This is a genomic window from Micromonospora sp. NPDC049089 (assembly GCF_040648775.1).
In the GTDB taxonomy this organism is placed as follows: domain Bacteria; phylum Actinomycetota; class Actinomycetes; order Mycobacteriales; family Micromonosporaceae; genus Micromonospora.
Genome location: NZ_JBEZEH010000073.1, coordinates 1 through 22,559 on the forward strand (window position 1 = coordinate 1; position 22,559 = coordinate 22,559).

A 22,559-nucleotide genomic window follows, 5' to 3' on the forward strand; every position below is an offset into this window, starting at 1 on the left:
GCGTCCAGGGCAGTGCCGGCTGGCGGCCGGCGAGCGCGTCGAAGGCCAGCGAGGCGCGGCGTCGCGCCTCCTCGGCGGCGGAGCCCACCAGGTCACCCGCCCCGTCGGCGAGGTCGCTGCTGTTCTGGCGGGCCGATCGGGCGGTGTCCCGCACACTGTCACCGGCGTAGCTGACCGCTGAGAGCAGGTGCTCCCATGCCTGGTCCGCGATCCGCTCCGGCTTGCTGCGGCGGTCCAGCAGGTTGGTTCCGAACATCGTGGTTACCTCCTCAGGTGCCGAAGCCGCCGGCCACTTCGGACTTCGGCGTCTTTCCAGCGCGTCACGGTGTCGCCTACCCCGCAGTGCCCCGGGTCAGCCGGACGCAAACCCCGAGCTGCACGCAGCACCGGTAGCCCGGCGCGCTGGGAACCTGCGCGCCACCGAATCAGCGCACGGCTGACACGGCGACACCTCGGGCGAAGTCGTCGTCATCGTCGTCATCGTCGCCTCCGCCACCGAAACCGCAGGCCAGGACGAGGGCGAGCAGAACACCGACGCCGGCCAGCCCGGCAAGTCGCTTGATCATCGAAGATCCTCTCCGTAGCGGTGGTGTCCCGGCCGATGCTAGGGCGCGTCGGCAACCGGGGGCGCGGGCCGCGCCGGCCGACGGTGGGCGACACGCCGACGGCACACGGGGCGGGCGTAGGTCATGGGCCGCATGTCGGGCGCGCCGGCTCCGGACCGCTACCCTGGTTCGGCGGCGGGCCGGTCCCGACTGATCGCCGATGGTCAGATAACGAAAAGTCTTGAGTAATCAGATACTGAAAAGTACGGATATGGGTGGCTTTGTGGGCCCGGATCCGTGAATTGCTCATCCCGAGGGGTGGCGACCGAGGCCGTCAGAGGAATACTCTCGGTCGCGGCCCGCGTACTGATGAGACGCCCGGGGGACGGGCGGGTGGAGGTGCTCGCGTGAGCCTGTCGATCGTGAAGTCGGTTCTGTCCGGTGGTGTCGTGGAGATCGCCCCGCGGGGTGAGATCGACGTCGACACAGCGTACGAGGTGCGCGAAGCGATCGCAGAGGTGCTGGCCAAGGGCCGCCCCCTGCGCATCGAACTCAACATGAGGTTGGTCACCTTCATCGACTCGGTCGGCATCAGCGCCATGGTCGCCGGCTTCCAGACAGCCGAGGTCAGCGACGTCAAGCTGGTGGTGACCCAGCCGAGCCGATTCGTGCACCGGCAGCTCTGGGTGACCGGCCTGCTCGGCCTCTTCGGTGCCCCGGAGCCCTACTTCGCCGGCGCTGCTCCCACCCCCGAGGTGCTCCCCGGCGCCTGAGCGCGCCGGGTCTCCCCGTCAGGGCTGCTCGTCCAGACCGGTCAGGTCGATGTCGGTCGCCTCGGTGACCGCTCGGATGGCCGTCACCGACGCGTACCCAGCGGCCAGCAACGCCACGTCCGTGCCCGGCTGTGCGGCCTGCCCCGGCTCCTCCAGCGAGGTACGGACGAACCCGTGGCCGGATTCGGCCACCGTCATCTGCACCTGGCCGAAGCTGGCCAGGGTGCCGCGCCGCACCCCGCGCAACTGCCCGTGCGGCAGGTCCGGGGTGTTCACGTTGAGCACGCTCTCCATGGGCGCGGAGGTCAGGCGGGGGAGCAGGTCCAGGGCGACCCGCGCGGCGGTGCCCCAGTGCCGCTCGGCGTCGCGTATCCGGGCTGCGGCATCCACCGCGGCGCCACCGCTCGCGGCCGTCGCCTCGCCGGCGGAGAGCACGTCCAGGGAGACCGCCATCGCCCGGCAGCCGTTGCTGGCGGCGGTGAACGCGGCGCCCACGGTCCCGGAGTGCAGCACCGCCCGGCCGGCGTTGGCGCCCCGGTTGACGCCGGAGAGCACCACCGACGGCGGTGGTCCGAACGCCCCGTGCAGGGCGATCAGCGTGATGAAGCCCGGGGACCCGGCGACCCCGTACGTCGGCACCCCCGCCAGGTCCGGCAGCGGATGCTCGTTCACGACGACCCGCCCGTCGCGCTCCACGGCGCTCATCGCGGCACTGGTGCCGCTCGCCTCCTCCATCGGCGCGGCCACGACGACGTCCAGGCCCCGCTGCCGGGCTGCCCAGGCCAGCGCCTGGATGCCCGGCGCGGCGACCCCGTCGTCGTTGGTGATCAACACCCGCAGGGTCATCGCTCGACCACCCGGCCGGCCAACTCGTCCGGGGTGGTCCGCTCCTGTTGACGGCTGTCCGCCGGCACCAGCCGGACCCGGTCCACCAGGCCGGTGATCGAGTCCAGCCGCCCGGTGCCCAGGCCGTGCCGGGTCACGTTCAGCGCGCCGGCGGCGGCGCCGGTGCGGATGGCGGTCCGAATGTCGCCGCCCCTGGCCACGACGGCGGCCACTCCGGCCGTCATCGAGTCGCCCGCGCCCCGTGGGTCGGCGGCCTCCAGCCGGGGCATCTCGACCTGGAACAGTTCCCCGTCGATGAGCGCCAACGCCGGCTGGTCGGCGCGGCTCACCACCACCGTCTCGGCGCCGCCCGCGTGCAACTCGTACATGGCCCGGGTCAGCTCCTCGGTGTCCTCGCTGCGGGCGCGGCCGTCGCGGATCAACTCCTCGTGACTGACCTTGAGGAAGAACACCCCGCTCTCCAGCACCGAAGCGAGGTGATCGCCGGAGAGGTCGACCACCACCCGAGCACCGTTCGCGCCGAGGTCGGCGGCGAAGCGTCGGTACAGGTCGGCCGGTACGAGCCACGGTTCGTTCGGCCCACTGAGGATGCTCACCGAGGCCCGCAAGCCCTCGCCGAGGGCAAGGTTGTACAGCTCGTCGATCTCGTGCCGGCTCAGCGGCTGTCCGGGCACGTCGGCGATCTCCTGCCGGGAGCCGTCGCGGCGATCGTGCACGTACCCGCCGCTGCCGGAGTCACGGACCACCACCTTGAGGTCCGCACCCTCGCTGACCAGCAGTGGCTCCAGCACCTGGCCGATCTCACCGCCGAGGGCGGCGCAGAGCACCACGTGGACTCCGAGGGAGAGCACCATCCGGGCCTGCCAGACGCCCTGCCCGCCGAAGTGCAGATGAAGCTCGGGGTGGTCGTTGGGCTGGTCCACCATCACCGTCAGCTGTGGGGTGGGCGCGAAGACCATCACGTGCCCACTCATCGGTCGTCGCCGTTCATGCTGGCCGCCCTCCGGCACCTTCGGAAGATTTCGTACTAACCGACCTTAATGGCGCAGGTGGTGGCAGGTCGTCGCATCGGCCCGGTCCGGCCCGGCGCTGAGGGTCCCTGGGGCGTTGCCAGCCAGACATCGGTACGGGACGATCGGGCGACCAGACGACGGCGGGAGACGGTGTGCTCAGCAGCGATACCTTCAGCTACACCGTCCAGGCGCGGTGCTCACCCGCCGAGGCAGCAGCGTTGCTCAGCGACCTGACCCGGCAGGGCGAGCTGCATCCGCTGATCGTGCGGGTTCGCCGGGTACCGCCCCGGCCCGGCGCGCAGGCCAGCTACACGATCAACGACCGGTTGGCGGCCGGTCCGCTGCGCTTCCGGACCACCTACCACGCGGACGTGCTGATCAGCGAGGCCGACGAGATCGTCATGGTGGCCCGCCAGTGGCCGGCCACCACTGTGCGTAACCACACCCGTCTACGCGCCGAGCCGGACGGCCTGACCCGCGTCGACGTCGAGATCACCCTGACCGCGCCGAGGCCCCTGTTCCGCTACGCGTTCCGCCAGGCCCAAGCCGCTCACCTCGCCCTGGCCACCCGGCTGGGCGCCGCCCTGGACCGCACCAACAACACCCCGCCCTCTAACCCCTAACCCGCGTCCCGACCCGTGGCCGACCCCGTGCCGCGCCCCTGGCGCGCCGATCTTGCAGTTTCAGCTGTCGATATCGGTGGGATGGAACCCATATGTCGGCGTAGTAAGTGCAAGATCGCGGGCGCGTAGGGCGGGGCGGGCGCGTTAGATCGGGGTTGGCGCGCTCTTGCGGGTCGGGCGGGTGGTGGGACGTCGGCCCCACGGCTTGTAGGTGGAGAGCACTGTCGCGATGACCATCAGGCTGGTCGACACCGCCGGCGCGATGACCAGGTCGGCGCGATCGCGGGCGGGCAGGGCGGCGCCGACCGCTCCGGCGTGACGCAGATTCGGGGTGAGCAGGAACAGCACCAGCCCGACCATCACCGTGGTGATCACGAGCTTGACCAGCACCCACCGGTGGCGCAGCAGGCCCCACGGGGTGAGCAGCGAGCTGGCGACTCCGATCAACCACACCAGGACGCTCAGCGGCGCGAACAGCACCGTGCCGACCAGAGCCGTGACCGGATAGACCACCGCCGGATCGGCGCCCCGCTGCACGGCGACGCCGAGGGTGAGCAGCACCAGGTCGGCGCCGAGCCAGCCCAGCGAGGTGACGAGGTGCAGGGTGAGCAGCGCCTTGCGGGTGGTGGGTCGGATCCGAGGCATACCGCGATGCTGCCCGCCGGCCACCGCCGGGTCGTCCGACGAGCGACGACATCAGGGGTACGCCCGGTGACGTAGCCCGGCCCCTGACGCACGTGATGCCTGTGAGCCATCCAGTGGCTCACAGGCATCACGACGCGTCGGTCAGTAGACCGACAGGTGTACGTGGTTGGTGTGGTCGCTGGACGGGTCGCCGCCCGCCCCGCTGTACGACTTCCACCCGCTGCTGGGCAGCCAGATCTGCCTGTACCAGATCACGTAGAGCACGGCGAGCCGGTCCGCGTTGCGGATGAAGTACGCGGCCAGGTTGTTGCCGTACGTCTTGTCGCCGCCGGTGGCGTCGCCGCCGAAGCCGTTCTTCTGCGCCGCGAAGTCGCAGGCCCGGCCCTTCGGGTGTTCACCCGAGCCGCTGGGGCGGTGGCACGAGACGTACCGGGTGAATCCCGCGGCCTTGGCCTGGTTGAGCGCGTGCAGGGTGCGCGGGGTGATGCAGCCGTTGGCCGGCGTGGGGTCGTTGACGCTGCACGACTCGGAGGGCCAGGAGCCGTCGGAGTTGCGCGGTGCGGCCTTCGCGTTGGCGCTGGAGGTGCCCCGGTTGGAGCCGGCGTCGGCGGTGGTCTGCGGCTTGGGCGTGGTGGCCACACTCAGGGCCCGTTCGGCCTGCTCCTTGCGCTTGGCCATCACCGCGACCTGCTTGCGCTGTTCGTTGATCTCGCCGTCCAGGGCGACCCGGGTGCGGTTGGCCTTGTCCTTGGTGTCCAGCAGGTCGCGCAGCACCCGGTCCTCGTTGGCCGCCACCGCGTCCAGCGCGGCCGCCCGGTCCATGAAGCCTTCCGGGGTGTTGCTGTTGAGCAGCGCCGACACCGCACCCAGCCGGCCGGTGCGGTAGGCGACCTCGGCGATCTCGCCGACCTTGCCGTTGCGCTGGTCGATCTCGACCTCGATGGTCTTCAACTGGGTGCCGAGCTGCTTCTGCCGTTGCACTGACGTGTCCAGGGCGCGCTTCGCGTCCAGGTAGCCCTTGCTGGCCGCATCGAGCTGGGCTCGCAACGCCGGGGTGCCGCCCTCCTCGTCGGAGTCGGGTGCGGCGGCTCGCAGGCCGGTCGGGGGAGCGGCCGAGGCGGTGCCGGCCGGAAGCGCGACGCCGAGGGCGAACATCGCGACGATCAGGGCCGCCAGTCGGGCGGCGGGTGGTCGTGCTGGTGCCACTGCGCATGTCCTTCCGTCAGCCGCCGACCGGGTTAGCTGACGGGTTCGGGACGGAAGATCCCTACCGCTGACGCGGATACACCCCAGGAACATGGTTCCCCGGTTCGCCCAGTTGGGCGATTAGGCGGCGACCGCCACCGGCGCCGGGAGGGCGCCGCCTGGTGACGGCCGGGACCGAGCCTACCGGTGCGGGTGGGGCCGCTGCAGCCGATGTGACGGACGGTGCGTACGTCACCACGGAAATCGACGAACCGGTCACCATTCGATGGAGCCGCAGGCTCCAGAAGCGGCGCCGGGCTCGATCTGCAATGTCGCGTGTTCGATGCGGAAGTCGTCGTGCAGGGCCGTACGTGCCGCGGTGAGCACCGCGCCGACCTCCGCGCCCGGTGCCATGGTCAGGTGGGCGGAGGCCACCTCCATGCCCGAGGTGAGCGTCCAGACGTGCAGGTCGTGCACCTCGACGACACCGGGGACGGCGGCGAGCCGGTCGTGCACGGCGGTCACCTGGAGGTGCTCCGGGGCGGCCTGCACCAGGATGCGGATAGCGGCGCGGGCCAGCCGCCAGGTGCGCGGCAGGATGAACACGCCGATGGCGACCGCGACCAGAGGGTCGGCCCACCACCAGTCGGTGACGGTGATGAGCAGCGCCGCGCCGATGACGCCGACCGAGCCGAGCAGGTCACCGAGCACCTCCAGGTAGGCGCCCTGGAGGTTGATGCTCTCCCGGGCTCCGGCGCGCAGCAGCGCGAACGCGGCGATGTTCGCGAGCAGGCCGAGCACGGCCACCGCGAGCATCGGGCCGGCGATGACCTCATGCGGGTCACCGAAGCGGCGGATCGCCTCGACCACCACGTAGATCGCGACGCCGGAGAGCAGGACGGCGTTGGCCAGCGCGGCGAGCACCTCGAGCCGGTAGAGCCCGAAGGTGCGCTGCGGGTCGCCGGTGGCCCGCCGGGTCGCCGTGATGGCGGCGAGCGCCATCCCGATGCCGAGCACGTCGGTGAACATGTGCCCGGCGTCGGAGAGCAGGGCGAGCGAGCCGGTGTGCAGTGCGACCACCGCTTCGACCACCATCAGGGTGGCGAGCAATCCGAAGGCCGCCCAGAGTCGACCTCGGTGCTGGTGTGCGGCATTGGCGACGGACCCATGGTGGTGGTCATGACCTGCGCCCACGAGAACCACCTTCCGCCGCTGGTCGGGACCCGGTCAAATGTATGCTCACATCGCTATGTGTGCAAGTGTACGGGCAGGGCGTTCCGTCGGCGGCAGTCCGCACACGTCAGCTGGTCGGGTCGATGGTGGTGAGCCGCTGGGTGGCCCGGGAGAGCGCCACGTACAGGGTGCGCACCCCGGCGCCCGGATCCGCCCGGATCTCGCTCGGGGCGACCAGCACCACCCCGTCGTACTCCATGCCCTTGGCCTCCAGGCTGGTCACCACCTGCAACCTGGGTGCGCCGAGCGCGCCCAGCCAACCGGCGACCTCGTCCCGGCGGGGGACCGGCGTGATCACCCCGACCGTGCCCTCCACCTCGGCCAGCAGGCCGGCGGCGGCCTCCACGGTCGCGGTCTCCAAGCCCGTCGCGGGCACCACCAGCTCCACCGGCTCGACCCCGGTGGAGCGGACGGCGGTCGGCAGCGGCAGGTCCGGGTAGAGCCGCCGGATCTCCGCCGCCGCCACCGCGAAGATCTCCGCCGAGTTGCGGTAGTTGGTGGTGAGCGTGAAGTCGTGTCGCTTACGCCGGCCCAGCGCCTGGTCGCGGGCCCGGGTCAGCTCCTCCGGATCGCCGGTCCACGCGGTCTGCGCGGGGTCGCCCACCACGGTCCAGGAGGCCAGTCGGCCGCGTCGACCGATCATCCGCCACTGCATCGGTGAGACGTCCTGTGCCTCGTCCACCACCACGTGCGCGTAGTCCCGGTAGTCCTCGGGGCGCTCCCGGGCCGCCGCGCGGGCGGCCCGTTGCCGTTCACCGAGGGTGCTCAGCTCGCGGACGCCGCCGGCGAGCTGGAACGGGTCGCGTCGTGCGCGGGCCGGCTGCGCGGGCTTGCCGAGCAGCGCGTCCAGCTCGTCAAGCAGTGCCACGTCGGCGATGGTCAGCCCGGTCGAGTCCAGGTTCCGGTACGCGGCGTTGAGCAGCCGGATCTCCGCCGAGGAGAGGATCCCCCCGGCGTACCGGCGCAGGCGGTCCGGCTGCGCCAGCCAGCCGAGCACGTGCCGGGGGTGCAGCCGAGGCCACCACGCCTTGAGGAACTCCCGGAACTCCGACCGCTCGGCGATCTCCGCCTCGAAGGCCGGTTGCTCCGGCAGCCGACCGCTGCTCAGCTCACGGGCCTGCGCCCAGAGCGCGGCGAACACACCGTCGAAACCGGCCCGGCGCACCTCGTTGCGCCGTGCGCCGCGTTGCAGCGCACGGTCCCGGATCCGGTCCAGCGCGACCCGGTCCAACCGCAGCAGTGTGCCCCGGTAGAGCAGCCGTAGCTCACCCGGGCCGCCCGGCACCGCGTCGCGGGCCGCCCGCTCCAGCACCCGGCGCATCCGCAGCGAGCCCTTCACCGCCGCCACCTCGGGCGGGTCGGGGCGGGTGGCTGTCATCCCCGGGAAGAGGGTGCCCAGCGAGTGCAGGGTCGCGGTGTCCTCACCGAGCGACGGAAGCACGGAGCCGATGTACTCGACGAACACCGACGACGGGCCGACCACCAGGATGCCGCCGCCGGCGTAGCGGCTGCGGTCGGAGTAGAGCAGGAACGCGGCCCGGTGCAGGGCGACAGCGGTCTTGCCGGTGCCGGGGCCGCCCGCGACGATCGTCACCCCGGAACCGGGCGAGCGGATCGCCTCGTCCTGCTCCCGCTGGATGGTCGCCACGATGTCGCGCATGCCCCGGCCGGTGGCCTTGGACAGGGTGGCCAGCAACGCGCCGTCACCGACGATGGTCATCCCCTCCGGGGCGGCCGTCGGGTCCAGCAGGTCGTCCTCGATCCGGGTGACCCGCTCGGCGCGGGACTGGATGGTGCGGCGCCGCACCACGTCCAGCGGCTGCGCCGGGGTGGCCTGGTAGAAGGCGGCGGCGGCCGGCGCGCGCCAGTCGACGACAAGCGTGACGGCGTTCTCGTCGCGGATCCCCAGTCGCCCGACGTGCAGCACCTGACGGTCGCGCAGGTCCAGTCGGCCGAAGACCAGCCCCTCGTGCTCGGCGTCCAGGGTGTGCCGCCGCTGCGCGGCGTGGAAGACCATCGCGTCGCGCTCGACCAGGGCGCCGTGCGTGCCCACCCGGGCCATCCGGTAGCCGTCACGCTCGGCGCGGACGGCCGACTGCCGCAGCTCGGCCAGTCGGGCGTACACCCGGTCCAGGTGTCGTTGCTCGACGGCGATCTCCTGCTCCAGGCCGGTCTGGTCGGTCAACGCACGCTCCTTCAGAGGTCGCCGGCAGGCGGTGGAAACCGCGCGGGCCAACCGCAGAAGGGTACGGCCCCGGACCCGACCCGCCGCGCCCGAGGTGCGCGAACGTGCTCAGGCACCCGTCTCGGCGGGGGCCGCGCCACGGTGAGCCGTCGGCGACGCGCCGAGGTGAGCCGTCGGCGACGCGCCGAGGTGGGCCGGCGGCGATTCGGCGATCACCCGTCGTACGACGCCGGTGAGCGCGGCGTTCACCTCGTCCGGGCGTTCCATCATCAGCATGTGCCCGGCACCTGGGCAGACGGTCAGCTCGGTGGCCGGCAGAGCCGCCGCGATCGACTCGGCGCACGGCGGTGGGGTCAGCCGGTCCCGGTCGCCGACCAGGGCGGCGGCCGGCAGGTGGGCCAACGCGGCGAGGGTGTCCAGGCGGTGCTGGGTGCCGATGGAGGCGCGGAACCCGCCGATCGAACGCAGCGAGGCCCGGGCCACCGCCGACGTCACCAGGCGGATGTCGGCCGGCTCGCAGCGGTCACCGAAGAGCATCCACCGGATGCTCGGTCGCAGCGCGTTCAGCAGTGCCCGGGGAGCACGCCACGAGCCACACCGGGCCAGCACACCGGCGCCGGTCGTCTCGGCCAGCCGGATCAACCGGGCGATCCGCGGCGAGAGCCCGTAGACGGTGTGCGTGTGCCCCTCGGCGGTGGTCGAGACGAAGACCAGGCCGGCGGTACGGGCGGCGAAGTGCGCGGGGTGGCGGTGGGCGTACTCCATGATCGTCATGCCGCCCATCGAGTGCCCGACCAGCACCACCGGGCCGGTCGGCGCGACCGCGTCGATGACCGCGGCCAGGTCGTCACCCAACTGGGCCAGGGTGGCCGTGGGCAGCGCCATGCAGCTGGACCGGCCGTGCCCCCGCGCGTCGTAGGCGACCACCCGCACCGCATCGCCGAACTGCGGCGCGGTGAGCGCCTCGACCTGCCGGTGCCAGGCGCGCCCGTCCAGCGTCCAGCCGTGCAGCAGGATGGCGGTGACCTGGGCGTCCGTCGGACCCGTCGCCTCGACGTTGAGCCGTACACCGTCTGGCAGGCCGACCTCGAACCGCTCCGGCATCGCCACCTCCCCAGGGCCGCCCAGTATCACCAGCACCGGGATACCCGGCGGTAACACCGGCTACCCGCCATGACACCACGCCAATCGCGCCGTGGCGAACATTCCCGACCTCGCCCGTGCCGGACGGCGGCGGGCCAAGCTGGACGGCATGGGGTCGTCGGGAGCGCCCATGGGTGCGACGTCGGGGCAGGGGCGGCAGGCCGGCGGTACGCCCCGCGCCGCCCTGGCCGACCTGCTCGCCGGCAATCGGCGGTTCGTCAGCGGCCAGCCGGTGCACGGACACGACGTCACGGCAGCCGCCGCGGCCTCCGGCGACCAGCAGCCGTACGCGGTGGTGCTGGGCTGCATCGACTCCCGGGTGCCGTTGGAGGCGATCTTCGACCAGACCTTCGGCGCGATCTGCGTGATCCGCACCGGGGGACACGTGCTCGATCGCGCGGTCCGCGGCTCGATCGAGTACGTGGTCGGCCAGCTCGGCGTACCGCTGGTGATGGTCCTCGGCCACGAGCGGTGTGGCGCGGTGCAGGCCACGGTAGAGGCGCTGCGCATCGGCCAGCGTCCCGGCGGGTCGCTGGCGCACCTGGTGGACGAGATCGCGCCGGCGGTGACCGAGGCGGGGATCGACGATCCGGCGGTGCTGCCGCTGGCGATCCGCCGGCACGTCCGGCGTACGGTGCGCACCCTGCGCCAGGACGATCTGCTGGCCGGGCCGGTGGCCGCCGGCCGGGTGGCCGTGGTCGGCGGCCTCTACGACCTGGCCACCGGCGAGGTCGCCCTGCTCGATCCAGGCTGAGCTGCCCTGCCCTGGCCCGAGGACCGTCCCCCCGCCGCCGCCCGAAGTCGATCCTCGCGCACGCGAAACCGCCCGCCGGGAACTCCCGGCGGGCGGTTCGTTGGAGCGGTGGGGGAGGGCTCAGCCCTCGAAGACGCCGGCCGCGACCAGGCGCTTCTCGGTGGCCTCCCAGCCGTCACCCGGGTGGGTGGCAGCCAGGTTGTTGATCTCCGCCCGGATCTTGGCGGCGTGGCCGGCGGCGGCCAGAACGCGGATCTCCTCGACGAAGGCGTCGGAGTCCGTGCGCAGGTGCGCGGTCTTGCCGTTGGTCAGGTTCCGCACGTAGGCGTGCTTGCCGCCGTTGAGCGGGATGAGGTACTTGAACTCGCCCAGCACGCTGAGGGCGCCACCCTGGCCAGCCTGGCCGGCCCGGACTGACGCGCGCGCGGTCTTAGAGGTGTTGCTCGCCACGGAGGTACTCCTTGCAAGACGTACGGGAGGACTAGACGTCCGGGGGCTGTGTGCGGGTCGTACGTGACTCGGCCCGCGAAGGTGTAACGCGGCATAAGCCGCCGGTGGAACTGTACAGGACCACGACATCATGCTGGTCGTCGCGGTGTCCTGAGAGGCAACGGCGACCACCCGTCCGGCTATTCCACCCGGCGTTTTTTCCGATTCCCTGGCGCACCATGCGTCACAGGAGTCATCATGTGTTGCAGCAGCCACCTGGGTGGACGAGGTCGTAGGGGAAGACGCACCTCGCTCTCCGGGAGGTCACCGTGCCAACGCGTGGCGTCGTATACGTCCACTCGACCCCGCTCGCCGTGTGCTCGCACGTCGAGTGGGCGATCGCGCGCGTCCTAGCCGCGCCGGTCAACCTGCAGTGGACGGCTCAGCCCGTCGACCCCGGCGCACGCCGGGCCGAGTGCGGGTGGACCGGTCGTCCGGGGACGGGCGCCGAGCTGGCTGCTGCCCTACGGCAGTGGCCCATGATCCGTTTCGAGGTCACCGAGGAGCCGAGTCCCGGCGCCGACGGTGAGCGATTCATGTACGTGCCAGCCCGTGGCCTGTTCCGGGCGACGGTCGGCGTGGCCGGCGACATTCAGCTCGGCGAGGACCGGCTCCGGGCGCTGATGGCGGCCTCCCGGGCCCCCGAGGCCCTGGCGCACGCCCTCGACAAGGCGCTCGGCACGGCATGGGACGCTGACCTGGAGCCCTACCGGTACGCCGGCGACGGCGCCCCGGTGACCTTGCTCACTCGGGTCGGCTGATCCGAACGGCGGGCCGCTGGCCGTACGCCGTCGGGCCGGTGACGACCGGTAAGGTCAAGTTGCCCCGATAAGGGAGAAGCTGGTGGGATGGGCGACGTGTCGAATCGCCCGTGGCGCGCCAGTGTCGCTGTCGCCGCCCTGACCGCCCTGCTCCTCTCCGGCTGCTCAGGTGACCCGGAACGCCCCACGCCGACGCCCAGCCCCGTCGGGACGTCGGCGGGCCCGAGCGTCCCGCCCGCGCCGCCGGCCAGCGACCCCGCCGGCCGCGCCGCCGCGCTGGTGGCGACGCTGTCCGACGAAGACCTTGTCGGCCAGGTGCTGATGCCGTACGCCTACGGCGACTCGGCGACGAAGGTCTCCGCCGGCTCGGCGGCCGGCAACCAGGCCCTCGGCGGGGTGGACACCCCCGCCGAAATGATCGCCAAGTACCGACTGGGTGGCCTGATCCTGGTCGGCTTCAGCGCCGACGACCCGACCAAGGGCAACCAGGAGACCACGAACGTCGACAACCCCAAGCAGGTCCACGAGCTCACCACCGGGCTGCGCAGCGCCGCCGGTCGGCTCGCCGCCGGTTCGGCGCCGCTGCTCATCGGCACCGACCAGGAGTACGGGGTCGTCACCCGCGTGACCGACGGTGTCACGGTGCTGCCCAGCGCCCTCGCGGCCGGCGCGGCCGGTGACCCGAAGCTCACCGAGGCCGCCTGGCGGGCCGCCGGCGCCGAGCTGGCCGCGATGGGCATCAACATCGACTTCGCCCCGGTGGCCGACGTGCTGGCCACCCGCAGCGCAGTGATCGGCTCCCGGTCCTACGGCTCCGACCCGAAGCAGGCCGCCGCGCAGGTGGGCGGCGCGGTCCGTGGCCTCCAGGCGGCCGGGGTCGCGGCCACCCTGAAGCACTTCCCCGGGCACGGCCACAGCGCCGACGACTCGCACAAGGACCTTCCGGTGCTGACCCAGTCCGCCGCGGCGTTGCAGAGCGGCGCGTGGCCGCCGTTCACCGCTGGAATGGACGCGGGCGCGATGGCCGTGATGTCCGGTCACCTGGACGCGCGCGCGATCGACCCGGGGACCCCGGCGACGTTCTCGCACAAGCTGCTCACCGACGTCCTGCGCGGCCAACTCGGCTTCAAGGGCGTGGTGATCACCGACGGGATGAACATGCCGCCCGCGATGCGCTGGGCTCCCGGCGAGGCGGCGGTCCGGGCGCTCAACGCCGGTAACGACCTCATCCTGATGACCCCGAACGTCGGTCAGGCGTACGACGGGCTGCTCGCCGCGCTGCGCGGCGGGTCGCTGCCCCGGACCCGGCTGGTCGACGCGGTCACCCGGGTGCTGACGATGAAGTTCCAGCTCGCCGAGCTGCCGTCGGCGCAGATGTCCACGCTCAACGCCCCGGCGCACCGGGCGGCGGCCGACGCGCTGGCCGCTGCCGCCGTCACCGTGCTGCGGGGCGCCTGCGGCGGAGCGGTACGCGGGCCGGTCACCGTCACCTCGTCCGGCGGTCGGGACGGCACCCGGGCCACCCTCACCGCCGCGTTGACCGCCGCCGGAGTGCAGGTCAAGCCCAGCGGCGGCACTGTCGTGCACCTGGTGGGCTACGGCGACGGCGCCAAGGACCTGAGCCCCGACGCGGCGATCACCGTCGCCATGGACACCCCGTACGTGCTGGCCGACGCGAAGTCACCGAGGCTGCTGGCCACGTACTCGTCCAGCCGGGCATCGATGACCGCCCTGGCCGCCGTGCTCGCCGGCAAGGCCCGGCCGGGCGGCCGGTCCCCGGTGACCGTTCCCGGACTTCCCGCGACGACCTGCGCCAGCAACTGACCCGAAGGGGCCGACCTCAGCCGGCAGCCGTGAGCCCGCGCACCGCGAGCCGGTACGCCGGCAGCACGTCGGTCCGTTCGGTGATCAGGCCCTCGTTGACCGCGAAGACCAGCGTCTGCCCCGCCGACTGAACGGCCAGCGCCCAGTTGCGCGCCGCCTCCTCCTCGGCCAGCGGACTGGTGGCGAGCCAGGTCATCTCGGTGGCGTCGAGGCCGCCGGCGCGGAGATCGCGGAACTGCTGGCCGGTGACCGTCTCGCCGGCTCCCGCGGCGAAGCTCTCCAGCGCGGCGCGCGGAGCGGCAGTCGGCGTGTCCGTCGCCCAGATCCGCAGGAACCCGCCGCCGGCCGGCCGGCCGTCCACCTCGCACCGCACTGTGGTGCCGCCGCGCTTGGTGAGCGCCTCGCCGACCAGCTCGGCCAGCTCACCCTTGGGAGGCTCGACAGCCTTCGCCGTCCACCCATCGGCCAGCGGAAACGTCACCGGTACCGGGCAGGGGGAACCGGCGCCGCCGGTGGTGCCGCCGGACGCGGCGGGGGTCGTCTCGTCGTACCAGGGCTCGCCCGTGGCCTGCGGGGCCGGGTCGCCGGCCGCGGGCCCGGCGGGAGCGGCGGCGTCGTCGCCGCAGCCGGCCAGCAGGCCGAGGATGAGCGCCGCCGACACGGCGACGCGGGTACGAGCGTCCATTGTGGTGATCCCCGTCAGTCGATCTTCAGTCGGCCCATCTAAGCCGCGCGGTCCCTCGACGTCAATCGGGATCGAGTGCCGCGACGGAAATCCGGTCGCCTCCGCGCCGATCGGTCTGACAGCCTCACCCCATGGGAGCGGCAGCAGGATTCCGGCACGTACGACGGGCGGACGGCACCGTGGTGATCACCCACCACGGCCGGGTCGCCGGCACGCTGCGCGGCGCTCGGGCCGCCGAGTTCCTGGCCGAGGTCGACGACGACCCGCAGCTGGTGATGGCCCGCTGGACCGGCAACTACCGCCACGGCAACGAGCGCACCGCGAAGCAGCACCCCCGCAACCGGGGCTGAACGACGAAAGGGCCCCTCCTCTCGACGAGGAGGGGCCCTTTCGCAGGATCTCAGGGGCGGGCGAAGACCAGAGCCACGTTGTGGCCGCCGAAGCCGAACGCGTTGTTCAACGCGGCCGGGATCTCCATGTGACGGGCCTTGTGCGCGGCGACATCCAGGGTGAGGCCTGGCTCGGGGTCGTCGAGGTTGATCGTCGGAGGGACGACACTGTCGCGGATCGCCAGGATGGTGGCGATCGACTCCAGCGCACCGGCCGCACCGAGCAGGTGACCGGTCATCGACTTCGTCGCGGTCAGCACCGGGTGGTCGCCGAGCGCCTTGTGCAGCCCACCGATCTCCAGCATGTCCCCGACCGGGGTCGAGGTGGCGTGCGCGTTGACGTGCACGATGTCCCGCTTCGCCACGTCCGCGTCGGCGATCGCCTTGGCGATGGCCCGGATCGCGCCCTCGCCCTCGGCGTGCGGCTGCACGATGTCGTACGCGTCGGAGGTGATGCCGGCGCCGGCGAGGCGCGCGTACACCCGGGCGCCCCGGGCCGCGGCGTGCTCGGCCCGCTCCAGCACCACGATGCCGGCGCCCTCGCCGAGGACGAAGCCGTCCCGGCCCCGGTCCCATGGGCGGGAGGCCCGCTCCGGGTCGTCGTTGCGGGTCGACATGGCCCGCATCGAGCTGAAGCCGGCGATGGGCAGGGGGTGGATGACCGCCTCGGTGCCGCCGGCCACCACCACGTCGGCCCGACCGGAGCGGATGATGTCCAGACCGAGGGCGATCGCCTCGGCGCCGGTGGCGCAGGCGCTGGCCACCGAGTGCACGCCGGCCTTGGCGCCCAGCTCCAGCCCGACCCAGGCGGCCGGACCGTTCGGCATCAGCATCGGGATGGTGTGCGGGGAGACCCGCCGTGGCCCGGAGGCCTCCAGGATGTCGTCCTGGGCGAGCAGTGTGGTGGCACCACCGATGCCGGAGCCGACGCTGACGGCCAACCGCTCCCCGTCGAGGTCGGAGCCGGCGAGGCCGGCGTCCGCCCAGGCCTGCTGCGCCGCGATGATCGCGATCGCCTCGGAACGGTCCAGGCGGCGCAGGCGGACCCGGTCCAGCACCTCGGACGGCTCCACGGCCAGCTGGGCGGCGATCCGGACCGGCAGTTGCTCGGCCCACTCCTGGGTGAGGGCACTCACCCCGGAGCGGCCGGCGAGCATTGCGTCCCAGGTCGACGCGACGTCCCCGCCAAGCGGGGTCGTCGCGCCGAGCCCGGTGACGACGACGTCTGGACGACTCATGATCAGGACTGCGCCGCGATGTAGCTGACAGCGTCGCCGACGGTCTTCAGGTTCTGCACCTCGTTGTCCGGGATCTTGACGCCGAACTTCTCCTCGGCCGCGACCACGACCTCAACCATGGAGAGCGAGTCGACGTCGAGGTCGTCGGTGAAGGACTTCCCCTCGGCCACGTCGTCCGGGTTCACCCCGGCAACCTCTTCGAGGATCTCGGCGAGGCCGGTGGTGATCTCGTCACGGGTCATTGCGGTTGGTTCCTTTCATCGGGGTTTCTCCGGCGGCCGGCGTCGCCGACCGCCAATCCTGGACGCGTACGCGCCCGAGGGGGTCATCAGGGGCAGCGGACGACCTGACCGGCGTAGGTCAGGCCACCGCCGAAGCCGAACAGCAGCACCGGTGCGCCCGAGGGCACCTCCCGGCGCTCGACCAGCTTGGACAGGGCCAGCGGCACACTCGCCGCGGAGGTGTTGCCGGACTCGACGATGTCCTTCGCGATGATCGCGTCGGGGATGTTGAGCCGCTTGGCGATGCCGTCGATGATCCGGGCGTTGGCCTGGTGCGGCACGAACGCGGCCAGCTCCGACGGGTCGACCCCGGCCCGCTCGCAGGCCTGTAGCGCGAGCGGCGCGATGGCGGTGGTGGCCCAGCGGAACACCGCCTGCCCCTCCTGCTGGATGTACGGGCGCCAGCCCTCGATGCGGACCGCGTCGCTCTTGTCCGGCACCGAACCCCAGACGACCGGGCCGATGCCGGTCGGCTCGTCGTCGGCGGTGGCGGAGACCACCGCGGCACCGGCCCCGTCGGCGAAGATGATGCAGGTGGAGCGGTCGGTCCAGTCGGTGAAGTCGGACAGCTTCTCCGCGCCGATGACGATCGCGTTGCGCGACGCCCCGGCCCGGATGGCGTGGTCGACGGTGCCCAGCGCGTACGCGAAGCCCGAGCAGGCGGTGTTGAGGTCGAACGCGCCCGGCGCGGTGATGCCCAGCTTGCCGGCGACCCGGCAGGCCACGTTGGGGCTGCGGTCGATGGAGGAGCAGGTGGCGACCACGACCAGGTCGATGTCGGCGGCGGTCAGGCCCGAGTTGGCCAGTGCCTTGCCGGCAGCCGCGGCGGCCATGTCGGCGACCGTCTCACTGTCGGCGATCCGCCGGCTGACGATGCCGACCCGGTCACGGATCCACTCGTCGTTGGTGTCGACGAGCTGGGCGATGTCGTCGTTGGTCACCACCCGGGAGGGCTGGTAGTGCCCCATCGAGACGATGCGACTGCCAGTCATGAACGGCCTCCGATACGGGCGATCAGGTCCCGTGCGGCCGGCAGGTCGTCCGGGGTGTTGAGGGTGACGATCTCCGGGGCGCCGTCGCCCTTGAGTTCCCGCTTGACCAGACCGGCGAGGGTGCCGGCCGGGGGTAGTTCGATCACGCCGGTGACCCCGAGGTCGGCCAGCGTACGCATGCACAGGTCCCAGCGCACCGGCGCGGTGACCTGACGAACGAGGCGCTGCACCATTGCCGCGCCGTCGTCGACAGCGGTGCCGTCGAGGTTCGACAGCAGGGTGCGGGCCGGGTTCGCCGGGGTGATCCCGGCGGCTTCAGCGGCGAGCGCGGTCTCCGCCGGAGCCATGTACGGGGTGTGGAAGGCGCCGGCCACCTGGAGTCGGATGATCCGGGTCCGGGTGGGCGGCGCGGCGGCGAGCTTGTCGAGCCCGTCCAGGGCGCCTGCGGCGACGATCTGCCCGGCGCCGTTGCGGTTGGCCGGGTAGAGCCCGTTCGCCTCGATCGCGGCGATCACCTCGTCGGGATCACCACCGAGCACCGCGGCCATTCCGGTCGGCTCCAGCGCACACGCGGCGGCCATCTCCCGGCCGCGCACGCCGGCCAGGGTGATCGCGGCGTCGGCCGACAGCACACCGGCCAGGGCGGCGGCACCCAACTCGCCGACGCTGTGGCCGGCGGTGACGGCGACGCCGTCCAGCGGCAGGTGCTCGGCCGCGAGCAACGCCGCGGCGACCAGCAACGGCTGGGTGCGGGCGGTGTCCTTGATCTCGTCGGCGTCGGCGTTGGTGCCCAGGTGCAGCAGGTCGACCCCGGCCAACGCCGACCAGTCGCGCAGTCGCGCCTCAGTGCCGGTCAGGTCGAGCCAGGGGGTCAGGAAGCCGGGTTTCTGAGAACCCTGGCCGGGACTAAGTACGGCGAGCACGTCTATGACTCTCCCGGATAATGGCGGGTAACGCGGTGCCGCCTTCGACCAAACCACACTAGGACCTTTAGAGGTTTCCTACAAAGATCGGCGGGGATCATCCTCGGTTTGGGCGGATTTCCGGGTAGCCGGGGTCATTGTCTGAGTCGGGACCGGCGAGGCCAGCGGGGCGACCGGATCCAACCGACCCACGGTCAGCGCGACCTGAAGGGCGAACGCGTCGCGCGGCGACAGTGGCGAGAACCCGGTCACCTCGGCGATCCGGCGCAACCGGTAGCGCACCGTGTTCGGGTGCACGAACAGCGCCCGGGCCGCGCTCTCCAAGGTGCCACCGGCCGCCAGGAAGGCGTCCAGGGTGGCCAGCAGCTCCCCACCTGCGCGCACCAGCGTCGCGTACACATCGTGACGCAGCCGCCGACGGGCCTCGGTGTCGCCGGCGAGGGCCCGCTCCGGCAGCAGGTCCCCGGCCGGCACCGGCCGGGGCGCGCTCGGCCAGGCCGGTGCGGCCCGAAAGCCGGACAGCGCGGCCCGCGCCGACTCGGTCGCCTCGTCCAGGCTCGGTACGGCGGGACCGACCACCACCGGGCCGTCCCCGAACGCGCTCAGCAGCTTCGCGGTGGCGGTCAGCGGGTCAGGTGCGCCGCCCAGCACGATCACCAGCCGGTCGCCGTGGACGCCGCCGATCACCTCCACGCCGATGCGGCGGGCCTGCCGGTAGACCACGTGCAGCACCGCGGAGACCTCGCCGCCGGGCGACCGACCGACAGCCACCGCCACCGGCGGCGCGTCCGCCCAGCCGAGAGCGGCGGCCCGACTGGCCAGGACGTCCGGCGAGTCACCCCGCAACAGCGCGTCGACGAGCAGCGCCTGCAACCGGGCGTCCCAGGCGCCGCGCGACTCGGCGGCCCGCGCGTACACCCGGGCGGCGGAGAACGCGATCTCCCGGGAGAAGCGCAGCACCGCCTCGCGTAGCTGCTGCTCCTCACCCTCGGCGGCCAGGTGCGACACCTGTTCCTCGACCACGTCGATGGTCACCTTGATCAACGCCACGGTCTGCTGGAGGGTGATCGACCGGGCCAGCGCCTGCGGGGCGGCGGCGAAGACCTCGTCCGAGACCTCCTGGGTGCTGTCCGCGGTGCCGCCGCCCTCGCGCAGCCACTGCACCAGCGACCTCGCGCCCGCCTGCGCCACCAGCATCACCCAGGAACGCTGGTCGGCCGGCAGCGCCCGGAACCAGGGCAGCGTCTCGTCCATCCGGGCCACGCTGGAGGTGGCCAACGCCCCCGCCGATCGTTCGATCCGGCGCAGCGTGGCCGACAGCTCCCCACCGCCCGGCGTGCTCACCGCCCTAGCCTGACACGTCGTGAGCAGGCCAACCACGCCGGCACCGGTCCGCCGCGCACCCAGCGGGCCCGTCTCACGACTGCGGGGGAGCGGGCAGGCCCACCTCCTGGGCCAGGATGGCGGCCTGCACCCGGCTGCGTAGGTCCAGCTTCGCCAGGATCCGGCTCACATGGGTCTTCGTGGTGCTCTCCGCCAGCACCAGTCGATCGGCGATCTGCTGGTTGGACAGGCCCAACCCGAGGCAGGCCAACACGTCACGCTCACGCGGGGTGAGGGTGTCCAGCGCGGCCCGCGCGTCCGCCGACGCACCCGGCGCGGTGGCAGCGAAGGCGGTGATCAACCGACGGGTCACAGTGGGCGCGATGAAGCCGTCGCCCCGCGCCACCGTCCGCACCGCGCTGACCAGGCCGTCGGCGTCGGTGTCCTTGAGCAGGAACCCGGCCGCCCCGGCCCGCAACGCCCCGAAGACGTACTCGTCCAGGTCGAAGGTGGTGAGCACCAGCACGTCGGCGAGCCCCTCGCTGACGATCGCCCGGGTCGCGGAGATCCCGTCCCGGTGCGGCATCCGCACATCCAGCACCGCCACGTCGGGTCGCAACTCCCGGCACAGGCGCACCGCGGCGTCGCCGTCGGCCGCCTCGCCGACCACCTCGACGCCCGCTGAGCCGTTCAGGATCAGGGCCAGTCCGGCCCGTACCGCCGGCTGGTCGTCGGCGAGCACCACCCGTACCGTCGCCGGTGCCGTGTCGTCCGACGGCCGCGCCGGCCCGGTCACCCGCCCTCCCCGGTGGGCAGGGCCGCCCGCACCTGCCAACGGCCGTCGTGCGGCCCGGCGGTGAACCGGCCGGCCAGCAGCGTGGCCCGCTCCCGCATGCCGATCAGCCCGGCCCCGGCGCCCGGCAGCCCGGCCCCGCCCCCACGCACCGGGTTCTCCACAGTCAGCACCACCTCGGCCGGCCGGTACGCGATCGTCAGCTCCGCCTCACCCGTACCGTGCTTGAGCGCGTTCGTCAGAGACTCCTGCACGATCCGGTACGCGGCGAGGTCCACCCCCACCGGCAACGCGCCCGGCGTGCCATCGGTCCGGACCCGCACCGCGAGGCCGGCAGCCCGGGCCCGGTCGACCAGTCCGTCCGCCTCGGCCAACCGCGCGGTGACCACCTCCGGCGCGGCCGGGTCGGCGCTGGTCCCCGGCTCGCGCAGCACCTCGATCATCTGACGCATCTCGGCGAGGCCCTGCACGCTGCTCTCCCGGATCACCCGCAACGCCGACTCCACCTGACCGCGATCCAACCCGGGTACGGAGAGCACTGCGGTGGCGTGGATGGCCACCGCGCTGAGATGGTTCGCGACCACGTCGTGCAGCTCCCGGGCCATCCGGGCCCGTTCGGCGCTGACCGCCTGCCGACGGTCCAACTCGACCAGCCGGGCGGTCTGCTCGGCCCGCGCCCGCTCGGCGGCGGCCTGATCGCGGTACTGCCGCACGCTGATGCCGGTCAGGACCGGCAGGAGGCCGACGAGCACCACCAGCACGCCGATGGCCACCCCGCTCCACTGGTCGGTGAGGATCACGCCGACGACCGCACCGAGCACGCTCAGCCCGATGGTCGCCCGCAGCAGCCACCGCCACAGCCGCGGCGGACCGTAGACACAGGCGTCGTAGAGGACCTGCGTGTAGATCAGGATCGCGCCCAGCGAGCCCCCGAGCGCGATGTCCACCACCACTGCCACGGTGCCGACGGCGAGGCTGGCACGCGGGGCGGCGCGACGCAGGCCCACCGCGACGCACATCGCCAGCAGCGACGGCAGGAACAGGACCGCGGGCACGTCCGGGTGCGGACGAATCTGCGGTTGCCAACCCAGGGTCCACAGCACCAGCCCGCCGGCCAGCGACGCCCCGGCCAGCGCCAGGTCCCGGCCGCGGGTGCCGGAGCCGAGCCACGGTGGCGGACGCATGCCCCGATCCCACCACAGTCGCACCGGGTCGGAGTCCGACCGGGGGAGGAGACCGCCGCCTGCGACATGCGCCGAAAGGGGTACGCGGGCCGCGCCTCGTCAGCCCAATAATGATCATCATGACCGATGTGGAAACCCTGGCCGCACTGGCACTGCGGGCGCTCTTCGCCCGCGCAGACCTGGAGGCTCACCGCGCCCGCTGACCGCCGGTCCGCCGCGCCGCCGAACCTCACGGTGAACGACACGAAAAGAAGCTGTGAACTGCGTAACCGGCTCCCGCGCTCAGCGGCGTCTCCGGGGACCGGCCGGTCCGGACCCCGGGTACGCTGCGCGCGGCCCGTCGGTCCCGGCCAGTACGGTGACAGGGCACCTCGGGGAGCATTCGAGGGTGAGGCGAGCGTGAGGAGACCGGGGATGGCGCACGGGGAGGCCGAGCACGGCTGCGCCCAGGGCGAGCCCTGCCGGCCGGGGCACCACGACCCGCAGGCGGCTGGCAAGCCCCGCCGGCCGGTCGGCGGTGCGCCAGCGCACCCGGTGGAGCCGCTGCCGGGGCGCATCGACGACGAGCCCGTGCTGCCGCGCCAGCGCTCTGCCGAGCCCGACTCGGACGTTCCCGCTGGTTGCCTCAGTGAACTTTCCGGCTGGGCCGGGGCACACCGGCACGGCGCGGTCCGACCGCGTCCACGAGCCACCCGCCGGGAGCGCCCACCGCGCCGCTGGTGTTGAACACCG

Annotated in this window: 24 protein-coding genes, 1 pseudogene and 1 riboswitch; of the genes and pseudogenes, 7 read left to right on the top strand and 18 right to left on the bottom strand. The window is 72.8% G+C overall.

What is annotated here, in order from left to right; genetic code table 11:
- Positions 1-256 (bottom strand): annotated as a pseudogene (locus AB0B48_RS14925) (hypothetical protein); the annotation flags it as partial.
- A 169-nt stretch (positions 257-425) separates the two neighbouring features.
- Positions 426-566 carry a hypothetical protein gene (locus AB0B48_RS14930; RefSeq protein ID WP_167457621.1) on the bottom strand — a complete coding sequence of 47 codons (141 nt, stop codon included), beginning with the start codon at positions 564-566 and terminating at the stop codon, positions 426-428.
- A gap of 386 nt (positions 567-952) precedes the next feature.
- Here AB0B48_RS14930 and AB0B48_RS14935 point away from each other — a divergent pair, with 386 nt between their 5' ends.
- A complete protein-coding gene (locus AB0B48_RS14935) occupies positions 953-1,318 on the top strand; it encodes an STAS domain-containing protein (RefSeq protein ID WP_357201064.1) in 366 nt (121 codons plus the stop codon).
- An 18-nt stretch (positions 1,319-1,336) separates the two neighbouring features.
- Here AB0B48_RS14935 and AB0B48_RS14940 read toward each other — a convergent pair whose 3' ends face one another.
- Both AB0B48_RS14940 and AB0B48_RS14945 read right to left on the bottom strand, forming a co-directional pair.
- The gene (locus tag AB0B48_RS14940; RefSeq protein ID WP_357201067.1) at positions 1,337-2,164 is read right to left on the bottom strand and encodes a 5'/3'-nucleotidase SurE; all 828 of its coding nucleotides are present in this window, start codon (positions 2,162-2,164) and stop codon (positions 1,337-1,339) included.
- The gene (locus tag AB0B48_RS14945; protein WP_357201070.1) at positions 2,161-3,138 is read right to left on the bottom strand and encodes a PfkB family carbohydrate kinase; all 978 of its coding nucleotides are present in this window, start codon (positions 3,136-3,138) and stop codon (positions 2,161-2,163) included. Before AB0B48_RS14945 ends, AB0B48_RS14940 begins: the two co-directional genes overlap by 4 nt.
- Positions 3,139-3,329: 191 nt before the next feature.
- Here AB0B48_RS14945 and AB0B48_RS14950 point away from each other — a divergent pair, with 191 nt between their 5' ends.
- Complete coding sequence (locus tag AB0B48_RS14950; protein ID WP_357201074.1) at positions 3,330-3,800, top strand: SRPBCC family protein; 471 nt, start codon at positions 3,330-3,332, stop codon at positions 3,798-3,800.
- A 144-nt stretch (positions 3,801-3,944) separates the two neighbouring features.
- Here AB0B48_RS14950 and AB0B48_RS14955 read toward each other — a convergent pair whose 3' ends face one another.
- The 5 genes from AB0B48_RS14955 to AB0B48_RS14975 all read right to left on the bottom strand — a co-directional run bounded on the left by AB0B48_RS14955 (position 3,945) and on the right by AB0B48_RS14975 (position 10,152).
- Positions 3,945-4,445, bottom strand: coding sequence for a hypothetical protein (locus AB0B48_RS14955; protein ID WP_357201077.1), 501 nt, complete (start codon positions 4,443-4,445; stop codon positions 3,945-3,947).
- A 141-nt stretch (positions 4,446-4,586) separates the two neighbouring features.
- Entirely contained in the window at positions 4,587-5,600 is a 1,014-nt protein-coding gene (locus tag AB0B48_RS14960; RefSeq protein WP_357201130.1) for a hypothetical protein, read from the bottom strand.
- Between the two features lie 56 nt (positions 5,601-5,656).
- A riboswitch (cyclic di-AMP (ydaO/yuaA leader) is annotated at positions 5,657-5,788 on the bottom strand.
- A 118-nt stretch (positions 5,789-5,906) separates the two neighbouring features.
- Positions 5,907-6,824, bottom strand: coding sequence for a cation diffusion facilitator family transporter (locus AB0B48_RS14965; RefSeq protein ID WP_357201080.1), 918 nt, complete (start codon positions 6,822-6,824; stop codon positions 5,907-5,909).
- Between the two features lie 106 nt (positions 6,825-6,930).
- Positions 6,931-9,048, bottom strand: coding sequence for an AAA family ATPase (locus tag AB0B48_RS14970; protein ID WP_357201083.1), 2,118 nt, complete (start codon positions 9,046-9,048; stop codon positions 6,931-6,933).
- A gap of 108 nt (positions 9,049-9,156) precedes the next feature.
- Positions 9,157-10,152 carry an alpha/beta hydrolase gene (locus AB0B48_RS14975; protein ID WP_357201086.1) on the bottom strand — a complete coding sequence of 332 codons (996 nt, stop codon included), beginning with the start codon at positions 10,150-10,152 and terminating at the stop codon, positions 9,157-9,159.
- 169 nt (positions 10,153-10,321) lie between these two features.
- On the opposite strand from AB0B48_RS14975, the gene AB0B48_RS14980 reads away from it, so the two are divergent.
- Positions 10,322-10,945: a carbonic anhydrase gene (locus AB0B48_RS14980; RefSeq protein ID WP_357201133.1), complete on the top strand. Its 624-nt coding sequence runs from the start codon at positions 10,322-10,324 to the stop codon at positions 10,943-10,945.
- A gap of 120 nt (positions 10,946-11,065) precedes the next feature.
- Here AB0B48_RS14980 and AB0B48_RS14985 read toward each other — a convergent pair whose 3' ends face one another.
- Positions 11,066-11,395, bottom strand: a complete 330-nt coding sequence (locus AB0B48_RS14985) for a hypothetical protein (RefSeq protein ID WP_030330285.1) — start codon at positions 11,393-11,395, stop codon at positions 11,066-11,068.
- A 308-nt stretch (positions 11,396-11,703) separates the two neighbouring features.
- On the opposite strand from AB0B48_RS14985, the gene AB0B48_RS14990 reads away from it, so the two are divergent.
- Together AB0B48_RS14990 and AB0B48_RS14995 are read left to right on the top strand one after the other, a co-directional pair.
- On the top strand, positions 11,704-12,195 hold the full coding sequence (locus AB0B48_RS14990) for a DUF3145 domain-containing protein (protein WP_091409261.1): 492 nt from the start codon (positions 11,704-11,706) through the stop codon (positions 12,193-12,195).
- An 87-nt stretch (positions 12,196-12,282) separates the two neighbouring features.
- A complete protein-coding gene (locus AB0B48_RS14995; RefSeq protein WP_357201089.1) occupies positions 12,283-14,019 on the top strand; it encodes a glycoside hydrolase family 3 protein in 1,737 nt (578 codons plus the stop codon).
- A 16-nt stretch (positions 14,020-14,035) separates the two neighbouring features.
- On the opposite strand, the gene AB0B48_RS15000 is transcribed toward AB0B48_RS14995, so the two are convergent.
- The gene (locus AB0B48_RS15000) at positions 14,036-14,704 is read right to left on the bottom strand and encodes a lipoprotein (protein WP_357201092.1); all 669 of its coding nucleotides are present in this window, start codon (positions 14,702-14,704) and stop codon (positions 14,036-14,038) included.
- Positions 14,705-14,835: 131 nt separating this feature from the next.
- On the opposite strand from AB0B48_RS15000, the gene AB0B48_RS15005 reads away from it, so the two are divergent.
- Positions 14,836-15,054: a hypothetical protein gene (locus AB0B48_RS15005; protein WP_355008813.1), complete on the top strand. Its 219-nt coding sequence runs from the start codon at positions 14,836-14,838 to the stop codon at positions 15,052-15,054.
- Positions 15,055-15,104: 50 nt separating this feature from the next.
- Here AB0B48_RS15005 and fabF read toward each other — a convergent pair whose 3' ends face one another.
- The 7 genes from fabF to AB0B48_RS15040 form a co-directional block, all read right to left on the bottom strand.
- A complete protein-coding gene (fabF, locus tag AB0B48_RS15010) occupies positions 15,105-16,331 on the bottom strand; it encodes a beta-ketoacyl-ACP synthase II (RefSeq protein WP_357201096.1) in 1,227 nt (408 codons plus the stop codon).
- Positions 16,332-16,333: 2 nt separating this feature from the next.
- On the bottom strand, positions 16,334-16,573 hold the full coding sequence (locus tag AB0B48_RS15015; RefSeq protein ID WP_030330276.1) for an acyl carrier protein: 240 nt from the start codon (positions 16,571-16,573) through the stop codon (positions 16,334-16,336).
- Positions 16,574-16,659: 86 nt separating this feature from the next.
- Positions 16,660-17,604, bottom strand: a complete 945-nt coding sequence (locus AB0B48_RS15020) for a beta-ketoacyl-ACP synthase III (RefSeq protein ID WP_238670069.1) — start codon at positions 17,602-17,604, stop codon at positions 16,660-16,662.
- Positions 17,601-18,527, bottom strand: coding sequence for an ACP S-malonyltransferase (locus tag AB0B48_RS15025; protein WP_357201100.1), 927 nt, complete (start codon positions 18,525-18,527; stop codon positions 17,601-17,603). The genes AB0B48_RS15020 and AB0B48_RS15025 overlap by 4 nt, the downstream gene beginning before the upstream one ends.
- A gap of 78 nt (positions 18,528-18,605) precedes the next feature.
- Positions 18,606-19,907: a helix-turn-helix domain-containing protein gene (locus AB0B48_RS15030; RefSeq protein WP_357201102.1), complete on the bottom strand. Its 1,302-nt coding sequence runs from the start codon at positions 19,905-19,907 to the stop codon at positions 18,606-18,608.
- Positions 19,908-19,944: 37 nt separating this feature from the next.
- Positions 19,945-20,646 (bottom strand): response regulator transcription factor, encoded by a 702-nt coding sequence (locus AB0B48_RS15035; RefSeq protein ID WP_357201105.1) that lies wholly within the window; start codon positions 20,644-20,646, stop codon positions 19,945-19,947.
- Positions 20,643-21,827: a histidine kinase gene (locus AB0B48_RS15040; protein WP_357201108.1), complete on the bottom strand. Its 1,185-nt coding sequence runs from the start codon at positions 21,825-21,827 to the stop codon at positions 20,643-20,645. The genes AB0B48_RS15035 and AB0B48_RS15040 overlap by 4 nt, the downstream gene beginning before the upstream one ends.
- A 414-nt stretch (positions 21,828-22,241) precedes the next feature.
- Here AB0B48_RS15040 and AB0B48_RS15045 point away from each other — a divergent pair, with 414 nt between their 5' ends.
- Positions 22,242-22,553, top strand: coding sequence for a hypothetical protein (locus AB0B48_RS15045; protein ID WP_357201111.1), 312 nt, complete (start codon positions 22,242-22,244; stop codon positions 22,551-22,553).
- The last annotated feature ends 6 nt before the right edge of the window (positions 22,554-22,559 follow it).

Coding starts and splice junctions, on each gene's coding strand:
- AB0B48_RS14930 (WP_167457621.1), bottom strand. CDS start 566: ATGATCAAGCGACTTGCCGGGCTGGCCGGCGTCGGTGTTCTGCTCGCC.
- AB0B48_RS14940 (WP_357201067.1), bottom strand. CDS start 2,164: ATGACCCTGCGGGTGTTGATCACCAACGACGACGGGGTCGCCGCGCCG.
- AB0B48_RS14945 (WP_357201070.1), bottom strand. CDS start 3,138: ATGAGTGGGCACGTGATGGTCTTCGCGCCCACCCCACAGCTGACGGTG.
- AB0B48_RS14955 (WP_357201077.1), bottom strand. CDS start 4,445: ATGCCTCGGATCCGACCCACCACCCGCAAGGCGCTGCTCACCCTGCAC.
- AB0B48_RS14960 (WP_357201130.1), bottom strand. CDS start 5,600: ATGTTCGCCCTCGGCGTCGCGCTTCCGGCCGGCACCGCCTCGGCCGCT.
- AB0B48_RS14975 (WP_357201086.1), bottom strand. CDS start 10,152: ATGCCGGAGCGGTTCGAGGTCGGCCTGCCAGACGGTGTACGGCTCAAC.
- AB0B48_RS14980 (WP_357201133.1), top strand. CDS start 10,322: ATGGGTGCGACGTCGGGGCAGGGGCGGCAGGCCGGCGGTACGCCCCGC.
- AB0B48_RS14995 (WP_357201089.1), top strand. CDS start 12,283: ATGGGCGACGTGTCGAATCGCCCGTGGCGCGCCAGTGTCGCTGTCGCC.
- AB0B48_RS15000 (WP_357201092.1), bottom strand. CDS start 14,704: ATGGACGCTCGTACCCGCGTCGCCGTGTCGGCGGCGCTCATCCTCGGC.
- AB0B48_RS15005 (WP_355008813.1), top strand. CDS start 14,836: ATGGGAGCGGCAGCAGGATTCCGGCACGTACGACGGGCGGACGGCACC.
- fabF (WP_357201096.1), bottom strand. CDS start 16,331: ATGAGTCGTCCAGACGTCGTCGTCACCGGGCTCGGCGCGACGACCCCG.
- AB0B48_RS15015 (WP_030330276.1), bottom strand. CDS start 16,573: ATGACCCGTGACGAGATCACCACCGGCCTCGCCGAGATCCTCGAAGAG.
- AB0B48_RS15020 (WP_238670069.1), bottom strand. CDS start 17,604: ATGACTGGCAGTCGCATCGTCTCGATGGGGCACTACCAGCCCTCCCGG.
- AB0B48_RS15040 (WP_357201108.1), bottom strand. CDS start 21,827: ATGCGTCCGCCACCGTGGCTCGGCTCCGGCACCCGCGGCCGGGACCTG.
- AB0B48_RS15045 (WP_357201111.1), top strand. CDS start 22,242: ATGGCGCACGGGGAGGCCGAGCACGGCTGCGCCCAGGGCGAGCCCTGC.